Below are 16,428 nucleotides of genomic sequence, written 5' to 3'. Positions count from 1 at the left end.
TGTGGGACAAGGGAGATCATGATGCTCGAGTGGGCGTCATTGCGTAACAGAGCGGACGTACGAGAGGCGAATGGTCCCGCTTCGTCCGGCGGCGCGGCCGAAACAACATCACCAAAGAAAACTGGCATCTCGCTTGCACTGGGCGGCGGTTGCGCAAGAGGCTGGGCGCATATCGGCGTGCTGCGCGCGCTCGATGAAGCCGGCATCGAGGTTTCGATGATTGCCGGCACCTCGATCGGCGCGCTGGTCGGCGGCTGTTACCTCGCCGGAAAACTGGACGAGTTGGAAGAGTTCGCCCGCAGCCTGACCAGGCGGCGCATCTTCGGCCTGCTCGATCTAAACCTGCGCGGCAGCGGTCTGTTCGGCGGCATGAAGCTGGATGCTCGCCTGCGTGAGCATGTGGCCGGCATTCGCTTTGAGGATTTGTCCAAGCCGTTCGTCGCGGTCGCTTCCGAAATCCGCACCGGCCATGAGATTTGGCTGTCGAACGGTTCGCTGATAACAGCCATGCGCGCTTCCTATGCCTTGCCCGGCGTGTTCGAGCCGGTGACTTGCAATGGTCGCGTGCTGGTCGACGGAGCTTTGGTCAATCCGGTGCCGGTGTCGGTCTGCCGTGCCTATGAGCAGCCGCTGGTTGTCGCGGTCAACCTTCATTACGACCTGTTCGGCCGTGCCGCCGTCATCAAGCATAGCGCCGGCGAACTGGTCGTCGAGAACGATGCGCCGCGCAGTGGCCAATTCGACCCTGAGCACCGGGCACATCAGACGCGGCTTGGCATCACCGGCGTCATGGTCGAGGCCTTCAACATCATCCAGGATCGAATCTCGCGCGCCAGGCTTGCCGGCGATCCGCCCGACATGTCGCTGCAGCCCAAGCTCAGCCACATCGGCCTGACCGAATTCCACCGCGCCGACGAGGCGATCCAGATCGGCTATAGGGCGACGATGGCACAGATCGGCGAACTGACCCGGCTTCAGACGGTTCTCGCCTGATCAAAGACGCATCAGGCGCGTGCCGCGTCGACGATGCGGAACTGCACGCTGCGATTGCCGTTCCAGTAATTGCCCGACAATGAGCCGGCGACGTGGATCGTCTTACCGCGGTTCTTGAACAGGAAGTCGCCGAGCACGGTGTCGACGGCACGAAAGGCGATCGCCTGGATGCGACCGCCACTGCCCGACTGGAGGTCGGCGCGGATGTGGTTGGTGCCGACCAGCCGGGCGTCGGCCAGCCGATGGCGAGGCAGCGCGAAAACAGGCGCGACATGCCCTGCACCGAACGGGCCGGCCTTTTCCAGCGCATCCAGCAAGGCCAGCGTCGCACCCTCGGCGGCAAGCGCGCCGTCGATCGCCAGGCTTTCCTCGTCTTGCAATCGGAACACGTCGGCTGCTGCGCGCTCCTCGAAAAATGCCCTGAGCTCGCCGAGCCGCGTGCGCTCGACGGTAATGCCGGCTGCCATGCCATGGCCGCCGCCCTTGACGATCAGCCCGGCATCTGCGGCTTCGCGCACCAGCCGGCCGAGATCGAAGCCCGACACCGAGCGACCTGAACCGGTGCCGGTGCCGGTGGCGTTGAAGGCGATGGCGAAGGCCGGCCGTCGGGCATGGTCCTTGAGCCTGGAGGCAAGCAGGCCGACGATGCCGGGATGCCAGTTGGTGCTAGCGGTAACGACGATGGCCGGCCCGCTGCCGCCGGCAAGCTCGGCATCGGCCTCGGCACGCGCCGCAGCCAGCATCTCGTGTTCCATCAGCTGCCGCTCCTGGTTGAGCCGATCGAGCGTCTCGGCGATGGTGCGGGCCTCGACCGGATCGTCGGTCGCAAGCAGCCGGCTGCCGAGGGCGGCGTCGCCGATGCGCCCGCCGGCGTTTATGCGCGGTCCGATCAGGTAGGCCAGATGGAAGGTGCTGAGCGGCTCGCCGACGCGCGAGACCCGCGCCAGCGCAGACATTCCCTCGTTCTTCTGCTGGCGCGCCACTTGCAAGCCCTTGACGACGAAGGCACGGTTGACGCCGGTGAGCGGCACCACATCGCAGACCGTGGCCAGCGCCACGAGATCGAGCAGCGAGAGCAGGTCCGGCGGCGTGGCGTCGGCCAGCCGGCCGCGCAGGACCTTGGCCGTCTGCACCAGCGCGAGAAAAACCACTCCGGCGGCGCAGAGATGGCCCTGCCCGGAAAGGTCGTCGTCGCGGTTGGGGTTGACCACCGCGTGTGCCGCCGGCAAGGCGCCGCCGACCTGGTGATGGTCGAGCACCACGACATCGGCACCGGCGGCATTGGCCGCGTCGATGGAAGCAGCGCTGTTGGTGCCGCAATCGACGGTGACGATCAGCGTCGCGCCGCGCGAGATGAGCTCGCGCATGGCTTCGGGATTGGGACCGTAACCCTCGAAGATACGATCGGGAATGTAGATTTCCGACGATATCGAGAAATGCGCGAGGAAGCGTTTGAGCAAGGCCGACGAGGCGGCGCCATCGACATCGTAGTCGCCGAAGATCGCCACCTTCTCCCGGGCCATCACCGCGGCGGCTATTCGAATGGCCGCCTTGTCCATGTCAGTCAGCGAAGCCGGGTCCGGCAGCAGGTCGCGGATCGTCGGGTCGAGAAAGCGCTCCGCCTGTTCCGCCGTCACGCCACGTCCGGCAAGCACGCGCGCGACGATATCGGGCACGCCGTGCCCCTGTGCGATGGCAAGCGCGACCATGTCCTGCCGCTCGGTCAGCCGATGTTCCCAGGAAACACCGGTGGCCGACTGTCGGACATCGAGAAAAAGGCGTCTCTCGCCCGTCATGCGAGGCGACGTTTGCGGATGATCATTGCCCACAATATGCGACGGCCAGTCAGGAATGCATCAAAACTTTTCCAGGTCCTGATGCCGGGCCTTGATCTCGCGCACGGTGCGCGACGACGAGCGCAGCACGATCGTGTGCGTTGTGATGTAGTTGCGGCCGAACTTGACCCCTGCCAGCATGTTGCCGTCGGTGACGCCGGTGGCCGCGAACAACACATCGCCGCGCGCCATGTCCTCGGCCCGGTAGACCCGCTTCGGGTCGGCAATACCCATCTTGCCGGCGCGGGCGACCTTTTCGGGCGTATCGAGGATCAAGCGGCCCTGCATCTGGCCACCCGTGCAGCGCAGCGCCGCCGCGGCCAGCACGCCCTCCGGCGCGCCGCCAATGCCGAGATAGATATCGATGCCGGTTTCCTCGGAATCGGTGGTGTGGATGACACCGGCGACGTCGCCATCGCCGATCAGCCGGATTGCCGCCCCGGTGGCGCGCACGGCGTCGATCAGCTTGCCATGGCGCGGACGGTCGAGGATGCAAGCGGTGACATCGGACACCGCGACGCCCTTGGCCTTTGCCAGGCTGGCTATGTTTTCGGCCGGCGACGCATCGATGTCGATGACGCCCTCGGCATAGCCCGGACCGATGGCGATCTTGTCCATGTAGACGTCGGGCGCGAACAGCAGGCTGCCCTTCTCGGCGATGGCGATCACGGCCAGCGCGTTGGGCAGGTTCTTGGCGCAGATCGTGGTGCCTTCCAGCGGGTCGAGCGCAATGTCGACCGCCGGGCCTTTGCCGGTGCCGACCTCCTCTCCGATATAGAGCATCGGCGCCTCGTCCCGCTCGCCTTCGCCGATCACCACCGTGCCCTTGATGGCGAGGCGATTGAGCTCCTGGCGCATGGCGTCCACCGCGACCTGGTCGGCGGCCTTTTCGTCACCGCGTCCGCGCAGCCTGGCGGCCGCGACGGCGGCGCGCTCGGTGACGCGTACCAGTTCCATGGTGAGTATCCGGTCAAGTCCGGCGATAATGTTGTGGGCCACGTTCATCAGGTCGATCCTCGTTCGCATGCCGCCTCCCGCCGGAGGCGCGCCTCTTGTGTCAAACGAGCATGACAACGGCAAGACCTCTCGAAGGTTTTCTCGAAAAGCCTGCAATATCAACCGATTAAATTATGGATAGCACGATTCCGGCGAACTTGGGCCGCTTTCAAAGTAGGTATCGAGATCTAAAACACGGCCAGATATTTCAATAGCGAAACGATGCCGATGATGATGACGATGATCTGCGCGATCTGCCGCATCCTGGCGTCCAGCGGCAATCGCTGAATGAGGTAAAGCACCAGAATGATCACCAGGAACGTGATCAGGATGCCGATCAGGACGGAAGAAGCCATAGTGCTCCCCTGGAAATTGCTCGACGGACAGGTAAGCCGGCAAAAACCGGCTCGGTCGTTACCGGATCAATACCAGCGGCGCTGGCTGTCATTCATCGACTGGCCAACGGCGAGGCCGGCCAGAAAACCCAGCAGCCCGATGACGCCGACCACTGCCGTCGTCGTGCCCGGGTTTTCACGCGCGACCTCCGAGACCGCCTGGGCGTGGCTGCGCAACTGCTGAGCCGTTCGCGACGCACGGCTCGCCGCGCTGTCGTAGACGTCGGATGCCTGAGCCGAGGCCTCGTCAACCAGTTCCGCACCTCGCTCCGAAAGGCTCTTGTTGATCCTGGTGATCTCCTTGCGCAGGTCGGCGATCTGCTTTTCGAGCGTCTTTTGGATGTCGTCGATCTGGGGGGTGTCGGATTTCGATGTTTCGGCCATTGGCATTCCCTCGGTTTGCACCTCGGGAGAACGGCGCTGGCCGGGATTGGTTCCGGCGAGCCAGGCAGCGGCATCGGCCGCAACAGTATCGTCGCAGCAATCCAGTGGTACACGACGGAAGGAAATATCTATCCTGCCCGTTCGATCCGGATGACCTGCGGCTTGTCGGTCAGGTGGCCATCCTTGGTGATACCGTCCACGGCCTTGCGCACCGCGGCTTCGGTGGTCTCGTGGGTGACGAGGATCACCGTCTTTTGCGCCGCCGCTTCGCCGCTGATCGCGTGCTGGACGATCGATTCCAGCGAGATATCGTTGTCGGCCATGCGCTTGGCGATGGCCGCGAACACGCCAATGCGGTCATGCACGGTCAGCCGGATGAAATAGCCGCCGGCATGGCTGCGCATCTGCGCCTTCTTGTAAGGCTTCAATTCCCTCGCCGGCCTGCCGAAGACCGGGCCGTGCTGGAAGCCGGGACGGCTCTTTGCTATATCGGCGATGTCGCCGATGACGGCCGAGGCGGTGGCATTGCCGCCGGCGCCGGGGCCGGAGAGCAGCAGTTCGCCGAGGATGTCGGTTTCGATCGCCACCGCATTGATGACGCCGTGGACCTGCGCGATCACCGAGGCCGTCGGCACCATGGTCGGATGCACGCGCTGCTCGATGCCGCTCTCGGTGCGCTGGGCAACGCCAAGCAGCTTGATCCGGTAGCCGAGATCGCCGGCCGCACGGATATCGGCCTGGGTGATGTTCGAGATGCCTTCCATGTAGATGTCGTTGGCGGCGATCTTGGTGCCGAAGGCCAGGCTGGTCAGGATCGACAGCTTGTGCGCGGTGTCATGGCCTTCGATGTCGAAGGTCGGGTCGGCCTCGGCATAGCCCAGCCGCTGCGCGTCCTTGAGGCAGGCGTCGAACGAGATGCCTTCGGCCTCCATCCGGGTCAGGATATAGTTGCAGGTACCGTTGAGAATACCGAAGACGCGGGTGACCGAGTTGCCGGCCATCGCCTCGCGCATCGTCTTGATAACCGGAATGCCGCCCGCCACCGCGGCCTCGTAGTTGAGCAGCACGCCCTTCTTCTCGGCGATCTCGGCCAGTACGACACCATGTTTGGCCAGCAGCGCCTTGTTCGCGGTAACGACATGGCGGCCGGCTTCGAGCGCCGCCCTGACCGCCGCGAACGCCGGCCCCTCGTCGCCGCCGATCAGCTCGACGAAAACGTCGATCTCGGCGGCCTGCGCCATCTTGACCGGATCGTCGAACCATTTCGCGGCATTGAGATCGACGCCGCGGTCGCGCTTGGGATCACGCGCCGAAACCGCCGACACGACGACGTCGCGCCCACACTGCCGTGTCAGCTCCGCCGCCTTGTCGCGCAGCACGCGCGCCACCGAGGCGCCGACCGTGCCGAGGCCGGCAATTCCAACACACAGAGCTTCAGCCATGGCCGGCGATGTCCCCCGAAAGATCAAACGAAATTGTGTGCGGAAAGCTTACCGATGGGCGGAAAGCGGCACGACATTGTTGGGTTGTTTGGCACTGGTCGCCAGGAAGCGCTTGATGTTGCGCGCCGCCTGCCGGATCCGGTGCTCGTTCTCGACCAGCGCGACACGCACGAAATCATCGCCGTGTTCGCCGAAGCCGACGCCTGGCGCCACCGCAACGTCGGCATGTTCGATGAGCAGCTTGGAGAATTCGAGCGAGCCGAGATGGCGGAACGGCTCGGGAATCGGCGCCCAGGCGAACATGGACGCAGCCGGAGCCGGAATGGTCCAGCCCGCGCGGCCGAAGGCATCCACCATCACGTCGCGCCGCTTGTGGTAGATGTCGCGCACTTCGGCGATGTCGGCGCCATCGCCGTTGAGGGCGTGTGCGGCCGCCACCTGGATCGGGGTGAACGCACCGTAATCGAGATAGGATTTCACCCGGGTCAGCGCCGAGATAAGCCGCTCGTTGCCGACCGCAAAGCCCATGCGCCAGCCGGGCATGGAGAAGGTCTTCGACATGGAGGTGAACTCGACGCAAACGTCGATCGCGCCCGGCACCTGCAGCACCGAAGGCGGCGGATTGCCGTCGAAATAGATCTCCGAATAGGCAAGGTCCGACAGGATGATGATGTCGTTCTTCTTCGCGAACGCCACCACGTCCTTGTAAAAATCGAGCGAGGCGACCAGCGCCGTCGGGTTCGACGGGTAGTTGAGGATCAGCGCCAGCGGCTTCGGAATCGAATGGCGGATGCCGCGCTCGACCGCCGGGATGAAACCGTCATCGGGTTCCACCTGCAGCGACCGGATGACGCCGCCCGACATGATGAAGCCGAAAGCATGGATCGGGTAGGTTGGATTCGGGCACAGGATCACGTCGCCAGGGGCGGTGATCGCCTGCGCCATGTTGGCGAAGCCCTCTTTCGAACCCAGCGTTGCCACCACTTGCGTATCGGGATCAAGCTTCACGCCGAAGCGGCGCTGATAGTAAGCGGCCTGGGCGCGGCGCAGGCCCGGAATGCCGCGCGAGGAGGAATAGCGATGGGTGCGCGGATCGCGCACCACTTCGCACAATTTGTCGACGATTGCCTTGGGCGTCGGCAGGTCCGGATTGCCCATGCCGAGGTCGATGATGTCGGCGCCGCGCGAGCGGGCGCTGGCCTTGAGCCGGTTGACCTGCTCGAAGACATAGGGTGGAAGCCGGCGGACCTTGTGAAACTCTTCCATGGCAGTTCCAGACATCACTTGGCGTTTGGCAAGGCGCGCCGTGTCGGCAAGTGCCTTGGGCGCGCGCTATATACTTATTTGCAGGTAGGGTCGAGGGTGGGGTCGCATTTGCCTTCGATCTGCTTCAGCGTCTGCGCGCCATGCTTGCTGGCCAGGTCCGTCAGCGCCGCCTGATTGGTGACGTTGGGGGCGCCGCCATTGGCTGCCTGCGCGCTTTCGTCCCCCTTCAATTCCGCGAGCCTGGCATTCCTCTCGGCATCGGTGAACTGTTTGGCCGCTACTTTCGGCGGGATGTTCAGGTTCGGAAAGGTGCCGGTATCCTTCGGTCCCGCTGATGTGGCGATGGGCACCGGGCCGCTGGTATTGGTGCTCGAGCAGGCCCCAAGGCACAGCAGGGCAATTGCCGCACCGATGCGGCAAAAACGACCGGCGCCGAAAAAAACAGTCTCGCCAATGTTAATCGTCATATTGTTTCCTTGGCAGCCGGGGTAGAGCGAGGTTGGACCCAGTCGGATGTCCCATGGTAATATGTCAAGAAAACGCTTCGGGAGGAACCCCGCGCACCATGTCCAAAACACCCGATTCGGGCAAAGCGGAAGATGGCGGACCTTCGACGGTCGAGCAATATCTGGTGAAGGACCCGGAACGCTTCGCCCTGAACATGGCGCGCATGATCGAGCAGGCCGGCAAGGCGGCTTCCGCCTGGGCCGAGCCGCGCGAGAAGGGCGAAGTGCGCGACCATGTCGCCGAACCGGTCGTCGACATGGTGAAGACCTTCTCCAAGCTCAGCGAATACTGGCTTGCCGACCCACAACGCGCGCTCGAAGCGCAGACGCGGCTGTTCGCCGGCTATATGACGGTTTGGGCGAACGCCATCCAGCGCGTCAGCGCCGATGCCGAGCGAACCGAGGACGCGGTCAAGCCGGAGCGCGGCGACAAGCGTTTCCAGGATCCGGAATGGGGCCGCAACGCCTTCTTCGATTTCTTGAAACAGGCCTATCTCGTCACCTCGCGCTGGGCGGCTGATCTTGTCGAGCACGCCGAAGGCCTGGATGACCACACCCGCCACAAGGCGAGCTTCTACGTCAAGCAGGTGTCCAACGCCATCTCGCCGTCGAATTTCATCCTGACCAATCCGGAACTGTTTCGCGAAACCATCGCCTCGAACGGCGAAAATCTTGTGCGCGGCATGAAGATGCTGGCCGAGGACATCGCGGCCGGCAAGGGCGACCTGAAGCTGCGTCAGGCCGACTACTCGCCCTTCGAGATCGGCCGCAACATCGCCACCACCCCCGGCAAGGTGGTCGGCCGCAGCGACGTCGCCGAGATCATTCAATACGATCCCGCCACCGAGACGGTGCTGAAACGGCCGCTGCTGATCTGCCCGCCCTGGATCAACAAGTTCTACATACTCGACCTCAACCCGCAGAAATCCTTCATCCGCTGGGCGATCGAACAGGGCCATACCGTGTTCGTCATCTCCTGGATCAACCCTGATGAACGCCACGGCATGAAGAACTGGGAGGCTTATACAAGAGAGGGGCTGCAATACGGCCTCGACACTATCGAGAAGGCCACAGGCGAGAAAGAGGTCAACGCTATCGGCTACTGCGTCGGCGGCACGTTGCTGGCGGCGGCACTTGCCCTGCTGGCGCAGGAGGGTGACGATCGCATCAAATCGGCGACCTTCTTCACCACCCAGGTCGATTTCACCTATGCCGGCGACCTCAAGGTGTTCGTCGACGAGGAACAGGTCGCGGCGGTGGAAAAGGCGATGAACGAAAAGGGCTATCTCGACGGCACCAAGATGGCGACCGCCTTCAACATGCTGCGCTCGGGCGACCTGATCTGGCCCTATGTCGTCAACAACTACATGCGCGGCAAGGATCCCCTGCCCTTCGACCTGCTTTACTGGAATGCCGATTCGACACGCATGGCGGCGGCCAACCACTCCTTCTATTTGCGCAACTGCTATCTCGAGAACAACCTCTCGCGCGGCAGGATGGAACTTGCCGGACGCACCGTTTCGCTCGCCGACATCAAGATCCCCGTCTACAACCTCGCCTCCAGGGAAGACCACATCGCTCCCGCGCTGTCCGTCTTCCTCGGCTCGAAATATTTCGGTGGCGAGGTCGAATACGTGATGGCGGGCTCCGGTCATATCGCCGGCGTCGTCAACCCGCCCGCATCGGGCAAGTACCAGTACTGGACCGGCGGCAAGGCGGAGGGCGACTTCGGCGAGTGGATCGCAAGGGCTACCGACCATCCTGGCTCCTGGTGGCCGCACTGGCAGAGCTGGATAGAGGCTAAGGACAATAATCGCGTGCCTGCCCGCAAAGCAGGCAAGCATATGAAAACTTTTGGTGATGCCCCCGGCACCTATGTCAAGGTGCGTGTGTAACCGACTGTAATGTCTGGTGAGTTGACGGACCCGTAAAAGCGGGCGAAATGGTGTCGTCAACCATCTTGCCGCCTAAATTCGGCAATTGCCGCAAAAATACTTCCAGGCTTGCTGATTTGACACAGGTCTCGTTTCCGGATCGGAGACAAGGGGCACCTCGACGCAGCCGTTCGGACGCCGCGCCAAGGATATACCGATCGGATATCGAGGGGGAATTTGACTTTGAAATCAGCAGGGTGGAGCCTCGCGAAGGGAGAACGCCGCACCATTGCGGCGGCGCTCTGCTCCGTGCTCCTGGCCTCCTGCACCTCGGCCGGCGACCCCACAATGTCGGTTGGCATGCCCGGCTACAATGCCTCCGCGTCGGACATCAACGCAGCCTCGACAAACAAGCCGATCGTGGCCGGCGATTCGTCGTCGCAGACGGCGACCACGCAGACCACAGTGATGGCGGAAGGCGACACAGCGCTGCCCGAGACGGTCGCCTACGTGCCGATTACCAAGCCGCAGGCGGCCTTCCCGCTCACCGCGCCGGCTGAAGCTGAAACGATTGCCGGAAACACGCCGCAATCGCTGGAGCAGCAGCCGCAGACGGCGCAGCAGACCGATGCGGCGGCGCAGAAGATCGCCGCCGCCGACGCGGCCGTGACGGCGCCGAAGCAGGCCGCCACACCGGCGATGAACAATCCGGTCTATGTGACCGCTGGCGAGGCGCAGCAAGCGGAGGCGCCGAAGAAAAGGGGTTTCCTGGCCTCGATGTTTGGCGCCACGCCGGCTTCGGCGAAGCCCGCTCCACTGGTCAACACGCGCGCAGGCGAACAGCCGGCTGTGCAGGCCAAGCCCGCCCCGGCGGCGGCAAAGCCGATCATTACACTGGCCTCGGCCGATTCCACGGCGAAACCGGTGCAACTGGCTTCGCTCGGCGACGACTCAGGTCACATCACCGGCAGCGATGCCCTGCCGGGCGTCCGCCAGACGGCGCTGTTCGAGATCAAGCGCAAATCCGGCCTCGACGACGAAAGCGACGTCGACCTCAACGAGGATGAAGGTTCGGGCGGCCTCTACCAGGTAGCTTCCGCCGCCGGCATGGCGCGCCTGGCGCCCAACGGGCTCTTGAAGCAGAACGAGAGTGTCGACGTGGCGTGCCTCAAGCCCTCGCTGGTGCGCGTGCTCAAGACAATCGAAGGCCACTACGGCCGCAAGATGGTCGTCACCTCCGGCTATCGCGACCCCGCCCGCAACCGCCGTGCCAACGGCGCCAAGAATTCGCTGCACATGTATTGCGCCGCCGCCGACATCCAGGTGCCGGGCGTCTCGAAATGGGAGCTGGCGAGCTACGTCAGGACGATGCCCGGCCGCGGCGGCGTCGGCACCTACTGCCACACCGAATCGGTCCACGTCGACGTCGGCCCCGAGCGCGACTGGAACTGGCGCTGCCGCCGGCGCAGCGGTGGCGAAGGCTGACCAGGGCCGGCTCGGCTGGACGCGCCAAAGCGCGTCGCGCTGAAACGGAGCTCACTTTTGAGCGACATGCATTTGCATCGGGCCGCTTCCGCAATCGTCTGAAAAGTGCCCGGAAATCCACGCAGCGGCTGGTGACGGCCGCCAGAAAAATTGCCGCTGGCGCTGCGTGAATCACTCGCTTCGGCAGGCAGGAAAAAAGTTGTCCAAGCCGGCACCTGACGGGTTGCCGGTTGCGCACAACGCCAGTATAAGCCGCTTTCATCTGAGCGCGCCCATCGTCTAGCGGTCAGGACACCGCCCTTTCACGGCGGTAACAGGGGTTCGATTCCCCTTGGGCGTACCAGCTTCACTCGATGTCCCCTCCGCTCCTTTCGGCGTCAAGAGCTATTGCGCCGGACAGGGTAACACCCCCTTCCGAAACGTCATTTTACGTGTTGACCATTCCGCCGCCTCGACCTTGTCGAGGGCAAGGCTCGATGGTTAAATCGGCTTTCCCAGGGGGATGCTAATATGGCAGTTCACCTTTCGGCGGATGCTCGAGCTCCTGCGGCGACGCCGCCACAAAGATATCTCTTTGGCCCGCTGGCCGACTTCCTCATGCTTGGCGGCAGCGCATTCCTGATTTTGCCGGCCCTGTACTTCGTGCCTACCAAATACGACAGCCTTGTTGCGGCGGCGATGTTTTTCCTGGCCTACTTGATAAACTATCCGCATTTCGCCCACTCTTACCAACTCTTCTATCGCAATTTTGGAAGCAAGGTGCGCGGCGAGGGATACGACAGGGGCCTCCAGATCCGCTACATTTTCGCCGGCATTGTCGTTCCCCTGCTCATGGTCGGGTTTTTTGCTTACGGCTCGATAACGGCGAACGCCCGGCTGCTCGGAAACGCAGCCAACGCGATGTTCTTTTTCGTGGGCTGGCACTACGTCAAGCAAGGCTACGGCATGTTGATGGTGGACGCCGTGTTGAAGCGCAGGTTCTTCACCAATCCGGACAAGAAAATCTTGCTGGTCAACAGCTATGCCGTATGGCTGTTCGCATGGCTTCAGACGAACACGGCGGTCAGCCAAGCAAAATATTACGGCTTGGAATATTATACGTTTGCTACGCCTGCGTGGCTCAACACGATTGCGCTGTCGGCCGCGGCCGCTTCCACGGCCGCCACCGTCGTGATGCTGATCAATCGCTGGAGTAAAAATGGCGGCAGCCTGCCGTATAACGGCGTCGTCGCTTATATCGCGTCCCTATATCTTTGGATCCTGGTCGTGAGAATAAACCCGCTGTGGCTGCTCGTGGTGCCGGCTCTCCATTCGCTGCAGTACCTGGCCGTGGTCTGGCGCTATCAAAGCAATGTCGAGCGTGACGGTCCCGATGCACAAAAGGTTCCGGACTCCAGAATCCTGTCCGTTCTTGGTCCGATCTACAGGACGCGAGTCCTGGGGTTCGTCGTCGCCGGCGGGGTCCTCGGCGGTCTCGGTTTCTGGCTGATCCCGGCGGCACTGACTGCCTTGATCCCTTACGACAAGGAAGTCCTGGGTTCGTCGCTGTTCTTCTTCATAGTGCTGATCTTCATCAACGTGCACCACTACTTCCTTGACAACGTCATGTGGCGACGCGGCAACCCCGAAGTTTCAAAATATCTGTTCCGCTAGCGGTGGCATGGACCGGCTGTGGGACGCCTTGCGGAGCACTTCAGGCGGAAAGAATTGGCATCGGCTCAGTGGCCGCGCCGGCCGATATCTCTTTTTGCACGGCGAAGAAGAACCTGCGCACCTCGTCGCTGGCCGCCGCCCTGTCCCTGCCTGACCTGACGACGAGATCGAACAACTCCGTCGCCTTGGCCCTCCAGAACGAGGTGGCGCTGTCGCCATGCAAACTGTCGAGCCTGGCAGCCACCTCCCGAACCAGGAATGCCTGACGGTCGATCGGGAATGCACGGATTTTTTCTGGGGACATCTTCCGAACCACGAGACTGACGCAACGAATCAACCATTGCCGAACAAGCATGGCGTAGCCGCGAAAGTGGAAACGGAAGCTTAATGGCATCGGCATCGATGCGCCGTTCGGCCAGGAGAACGAAAGAGCGCAGCGCACCTCAGGCTTGCAGCCCTCTCGCCTGGCCACCGCGCTTGCGCGGCGCCATCATGTCCCGGGCCATCAGCCCGGTCACCCGGCAGAACGCCATGAACGCCCGGCAGGCATCCTCGGTCTTGACCACGTCCACGGTGGCGCCGAAGCAGGCGTTGAAGGCCTTCTGGTAAATCGGGCCTTGCCGGCGCAGCGGCCAGGCCTGGAGAAAATCAAGGGCCTGTTCGACGCTGTAGATCTCCTCGACAGGTAGGCCGGGTCCGGGCGCGATACGCACCGGCACCTCAAATTGCAGTCTGTCCATCCGCCATCTCCCGAACTGTCGTCACCAGCGGCAACGCCATCCGTCGTAAAAAGTTGCTCTGGCCGGTCGCTACCGCAGGAATGTGGCGTCTCCGCGGTCATGGACGTTTTGCCGCAGCCGCCGCAAGCAAGCGCCAAGGCGCCCGGCCTTGTCGAACGCGGGCGCCTTGGCGGTCCGGCTACTGGTTGGCGGGATCGGTCTCCGCATCGAAGGCCATGCGCACCGCCGTAAGCAGCACGAGAGCAGACGGCACAGCGAAAATCCCGCCAAGGACAAGTGCCCCTGTCGCCGAAAGGCCGAGCGTCTCCGTCAGCGCCCAGTAGACGGTTCCGATACAGATGAGCGCCTGGACGGAAAGGAAAATGGCGGCGCAGGCCGCGCGCGAAAGGCTCTTGAGTGTCTTGATACGTTGCATGGAAACAATCCGGAAATGACGCGCTACGCACCGCTGCGCGACCGAAGCCGCCGCGCGGATCGAGGCGCGAACAGGAAGTGGTTTGAGTGAAGGAGCGGTTGAAACCGCTCAGGCCGGAACCGATGGCGGCGCGCGCGGCTGATTGGCAGTCGCCCACGGTGTGCGGGCGTCCCTGTCGGCGGCGACGACCTCTGCCGGCGGAACCGAAACAAACCAGGAAAAGACGGTGTCCCGAGCCGGCAGGGCCGGATGGCCGCCGGCGAACTTAACCAGGGCCGGCCGGCCGGAACGAACTTCCAGCGCCTGCCCCTTGCCGGTGATGCGCAGCAGCGCCGCCGCTTCGCCGGACCGCTCCACGCCGGCGCTGGCGACACCGGAGGCTGCTCCGGCAAAGACGGGCACCTCCGCCCGGCCAAGCGACAGCATCGCCAGCAGCACAAGGCTCATCAGCAATGAGCAGGCCGCCTTCAACGGCGCTTCAGGCAATCTGGCGTGCTCGACGCTCATGAAATCTCCAAAAACCTCCCTCGCCCTACCGCACGGTCGACTGAAAGGGAAGGAACAAGGGCGTCAAGGACATCGGGGCGCGCCGAATATCCCTGCCGCTTGGTCGTGTCCGGGCAGTTCTTCCTTGAACCTTTTGCCCTCAAGTGCCAAATCTGGCGAGATTTTCACGCCGGCTCCCTTGCAGAGCCACACCGGCAAGACGGACACCAATGGTCACTTATCTCGACGCCGCCACGGCACCGCTCAGAAACACCGGCCAGATCCGCCTCTATGGCGAGGAAGGTTTTGCCGGCATGCGCAAGGCATGCGACCTCACGGCGCGCTGCCTCGACGAACTGGTGCCGATGGTTGCGCCCGGCGTCACCACCGACACCATAGATCGTTTCGTTTTCGAGTTCGGCATGGATCATGGCGCGCTGCCGGCGACGCTCAACTACCGCGGCTACACCAAGTCTTCCTGCACCTCGATCAATCATGTCGTCTGCCATGGCATCCCCGACAACAAGCCGCTGAAGGATGGCGACATCGTCAACATCGACGTCACCTACATCCTCGACGGCTGGCACGGCGATTCCTCGCGCATGTACCCCGTCGGCACCATAAAACGCGCGGCGGAACGCCTGCTCGAAGTCACCCACGAATGCCTGATGCGCGGCATTGCCGCGATCAGGCCTGGCGCCCGCACCGGCGTCATTGGAGCGGCCATCCAGAGCTATGCCGAGGGCGAGCGCTGCTCGGTGGTGCGCGACTTCTGCGGCCACGGCGTCGGCCAGTTGTTCCACGACGCGCCCAACATCCTGCATTATGGCAGCGCCAATGAGGGCGTCGAGATGCGGCCCGGCATGATCTTCACCGTCGAGCCGATGATCAACCTCGGCCGGCCGCATGTGAAAGTCCTGTCGGACGGCTGGACCGCGGTGACACGCGACCGCTCGCTGTCGGCGCAATACGAACACACGATCGGCGTGACTGACACCGGCTGCGAGATCTTCACGCTCTCCCCCAAAAAGCTCGACCGCCCCGGCCTGCCAGCCTAATGTTTCGTTCTCCCGGCGCTCGCGGTCGGGGAGTTGGGGGGCAGACGAGATGTCAGGTGACGACGACGAGCGCAGTTTCTTTGCAGAAAAGCCTGCGCAGCTTTCCGCGACCATGCACTCTCCTGGGACAGCCGGGCCTGCCGCGAAGACCAAGGGGATCGAGGAGAAGCCGCATTATCTCGGCCATCGCGACCGTTTGCGCGAACGCTTCGCCTCGGCAGGTCCCGACGCCCTGCCCGACTATGAGCTTCTGGAACTCCTGCTCTTCCGCCTGATCCCGCGCGCCGACACCAAGCCGGTCGCCAAGGCGCTGCTCTCCCGCTTCGGTACCCTGGCCGAGGTGCTTGGCGCGCCCGTCGGCCTCCTCCAGGAGGTCAAGGGCGTGGGCCCGGCGGTAGCGCTCGACCTGAAGGTCATTGCGGCGACGGCCCAGCGCATGGCGCGCAGCGAGGTCCATGGCCGCGAAATCCTCTCCTCTTGGCAGCAGCTTCTCGACTATTGCCGGTCAGCCATGGCCTTCGAGGCGCGCGAGCAGTTCCGCATCCTGTTCCTCGACAAGAAGAACACGCTGATTGCCGACGAGGTGCAGCAGACCGGCACCGTTGACCATACGCCCGTCTATCCGCGTGAGGTGGTCAAGCGCGCGCTCGAACTGTCGGCGACGGCGATCATCCTGGTGCACAACCACCCGTCGGGCGATCCGACGCCATCGCGTGCCGATATCGAGATGACCAAGGAGATCATCGACGCTGCCAAGCGGCTGGGCATTTCCGTGCACGACCACATCATCATCGGTCGCAAGGGCTATTCCAGCATGAAGGGCTTGCTGCTGATCTAGATCATCGGCTCGGCGAAGCTATCCGAATGAAAGCAGGCAATTCGCCGACGCAGTCTTTCGGC

The 16,428-nt window shown here is 63.4% G+C and carries 17 protein-coding genes and 1 tRNA gene; 7 read left to right on the top strand and 11 right to left on the bottom strand.

Annotated features, from left to right (window positions below; all coding sequences use genetic code 11):
* The first annotated feature begins 21 nt into the window (after positions 1–21).
* Positions 22–993, top strand: coding sequence for a patatin family protein (locus FJ953_RS05375; protein ID WP_140495825.1), 972 nt, complete (start codon positions 22–24; stop codon positions 991–993).
* An 11-nt stretch (positions 994–1,004) separates the two neighbouring features.
* On the opposite strand, the gene recJ is transcribed toward FJ953_RS05375, so the two are convergent.
* The 7 genes from recJ to FJ953_RS05340 form a co-directional block, all read right to left on the bottom strand.
* Positions 1,005–2,789 carry a single-stranded-DNA-specific exonuclease RecJ gene (gene recJ / locus FJ953_RS05370; protein ID WP_140495824.1) on the bottom strand — a complete coding sequence of 595 codons (1,785 nt, stop codon included), beginning with the start codon at positions 2,787–2,789 and terminating at the stop codon, positions 1,005–1,007.
* Positions 2,790–2,849: 60 nt separating this feature from the next.
* Positions 2,850–3,833 carry a class II fructose-bisphosphatase gene (glpX, locus tag FJ953_RS05365; protein ID WP_140623502.1) on the bottom strand — a complete coding sequence of 328 codons (984 nt, stop codon included), beginning with the start codon at positions 3,831–3,833 and terminating at the stop codon, positions 2,850–2,852.
* 179 nt (positions 3,834–4,012) lie between these two features.
* Positions 4,013–4,180, bottom strand: coding sequence for a Thivi_2564 family membrane protein (locus FJ953_RS05360; protein ID WP_140495823.1), 168 nt, complete (start codon positions 4,178–4,180; stop codon positions 4,013–4,015).
* Between the two features lie 66 nt (positions 4,181–4,246).
* On the bottom strand, positions 4,247–4,603 hold the full coding sequence (locus tag FJ953_RS05355) for a hypothetical protein (RefSeq protein ID WP_140495822.1): 357 nt from the start codon (positions 4,601–4,603) through the stop codon (positions 4,247–4,249).
* 128 nt (positions 4,604–4,731) lie between these two features.
* Entirely contained in the window at positions 4,732–6,045 is a 1,314-nt protein-coding gene (locus FJ953_RS05350; protein WP_140623407.1) for a homoserine dehydrogenase, read from the bottom strand.
* A 48-nt stretch (positions 6,046–6,093) separates the two neighbouring features.
* Complete coding sequence (locus FJ953_RS05345; protein ID WP_140495820.1) at positions 6,094–7,311, bottom strand: LL-diaminopimelate aminotransferase; 1,218 nt, start codon at positions 7,309–7,311, stop codon at positions 6,094–6,096.
* 74 nt (positions 7,312–7,385) lie between these two features.
* Positions 7,386–7,778, bottom strand: coding sequence for a hypothetical protein (locus FJ953_RS05340; RefSeq protein ID WP_140495819.1), 393 nt, complete (start codon positions 7,776–7,778; stop codon positions 7,386–7,388).
* Positions 7,779–7,876: 98 nt separating this feature from the next.
* Here FJ953_RS05340 and phaC point away from each other — a divergent pair, with 98 nt between their 5' ends.
* The 4 genes from phaC (at position 7,877) to FJ953_RS05320 (ending at position 12,829) form a co-directional block, all read left to right on the top strand.
* A complete protein-coding gene (gene phaC, locus FJ953_RS05335) occupies positions 7,877–9,712 on the top strand; it encodes a class I poly(R)-hydroxyalkanoic acid synthase (protein WP_140623405.1) in 1,836 nt (611 codons plus the stop codon).
* Between the two features lie 216 nt (positions 9,713–9,928).
* Positions 9,929–11,176, top strand: coding sequence for a YcbK family protein (locus FJ953_RS05330; RefSeq protein ID WP_140495817.1), 1,248 nt, complete (start codon positions 9,929–9,931; stop codon positions 11,174–11,176).
* Between the two features lie 268 nt (positions 11,177–11,444).
* A tRNA-Glu gene (locus tag FJ953_RS05325) sits at positions 11,445–11,519 on the top strand.
* 167 nt (positions 11,520–11,686) lie between these two features.
* A complete protein-coding gene (locus FJ953_RS05320) occupies positions 11,687–12,829 on the top strand; it encodes a hypothetical protein (protein ID WP_140555339.1) in 1,143 nt (380 codons plus the stop codon).
* Positions 12,830–12,869: 40 nt separating this feature from the next.
* On the opposite strand, the gene FJ953_RS05315 is transcribed toward FJ953_RS05320, so the two are convergent.
* The 4 genes from FJ953_RS05315 to FJ953_RS05300 form a co-directional block, all read right to left on the bottom strand.
* Positions 12,870–13,271 carry a DUF6074 family protein gene (locus tag FJ953_RS05315; RefSeq protein WP_224646992.1) on the bottom strand — a complete coding sequence of 134 codons (402 nt, stop codon included), beginning with the start codon at positions 13,269–13,271 and terminating at the stop codon, positions 12,870–12,872.
* 1 nt (position 13,272) lies between these two features.
* On the bottom strand, positions 13,273–13,569 hold the full coding sequence (locus FJ953_RS05310) for a DUF982 domain-containing protein (protein ID WP_140517077.1): 297 nt from the start codon (positions 13,567–13,569) through the stop codon (positions 13,273–13,275).
* Between the two features lie 178 nt (positions 13,570–13,747).
* A complete protein-coding gene (locus tag FJ953_RS05305) occupies positions 13,748–13,984 on the bottom strand; it encodes a hypothetical protein (RefSeq protein ID WP_140547213.1) in 237 nt (78 codons plus the stop codon).
* Positions 13,985–14,092: 108 nt separating this feature from the next.
* The gene (locus FJ953_RS05300) at positions 14,093–14,491 is read right to left on the bottom strand and encodes a hypothetical protein (RefSeq protein WP_140521011.1); all 399 of its coding nucleotides are present in this window, start codon (positions 14,489–14,491) and stop codon (positions 14,093–14,095) included.
* A gap of 209 nt (positions 14,492–14,700) precedes the next feature.
* Here FJ953_RS05300 and map point away from each other — a divergent pair, with 209 nt between their 5' ends.
* Both map and radC read left to right on the top strand, forming a co-directional pair.
* Positions 14,701–15,528, top strand: a complete 828-nt coding sequence (gene map, locus FJ953_RS05295; protein ID WP_140623403.1) for a type I methionyl aminopeptidase — start codon at positions 14,701–14,703, stop codon at positions 15,526–15,528.
* 49 nt (positions 15,529–15,577) lie between these two features.
* Positions 15,578–16,366: a DNA repair protein RadC gene (gene radC / locus FJ953_RS05290; RefSeq protein ID WP_140623401.1), complete on the top strand. Its 789-nt coding sequence runs from the start codon at positions 15,578–15,580 to the stop codon at positions 16,364–16,366.
* The last annotated feature ends 62 nt before the right edge of the window (positions 16,367–16,428 follow it).

Source organism: Mesorhizobium sp. B2-3-6 (assembly GCF_006442305.1).
Classification (GTDB): Bacteria; Pseudomonadota; Alphaproteobacteria; order Rhizobiales; family Rhizobiaceae; genus Mesorhizobium.
This window is presented reverse-complemented; position numbering and strand designations above follow the sequence as displayed.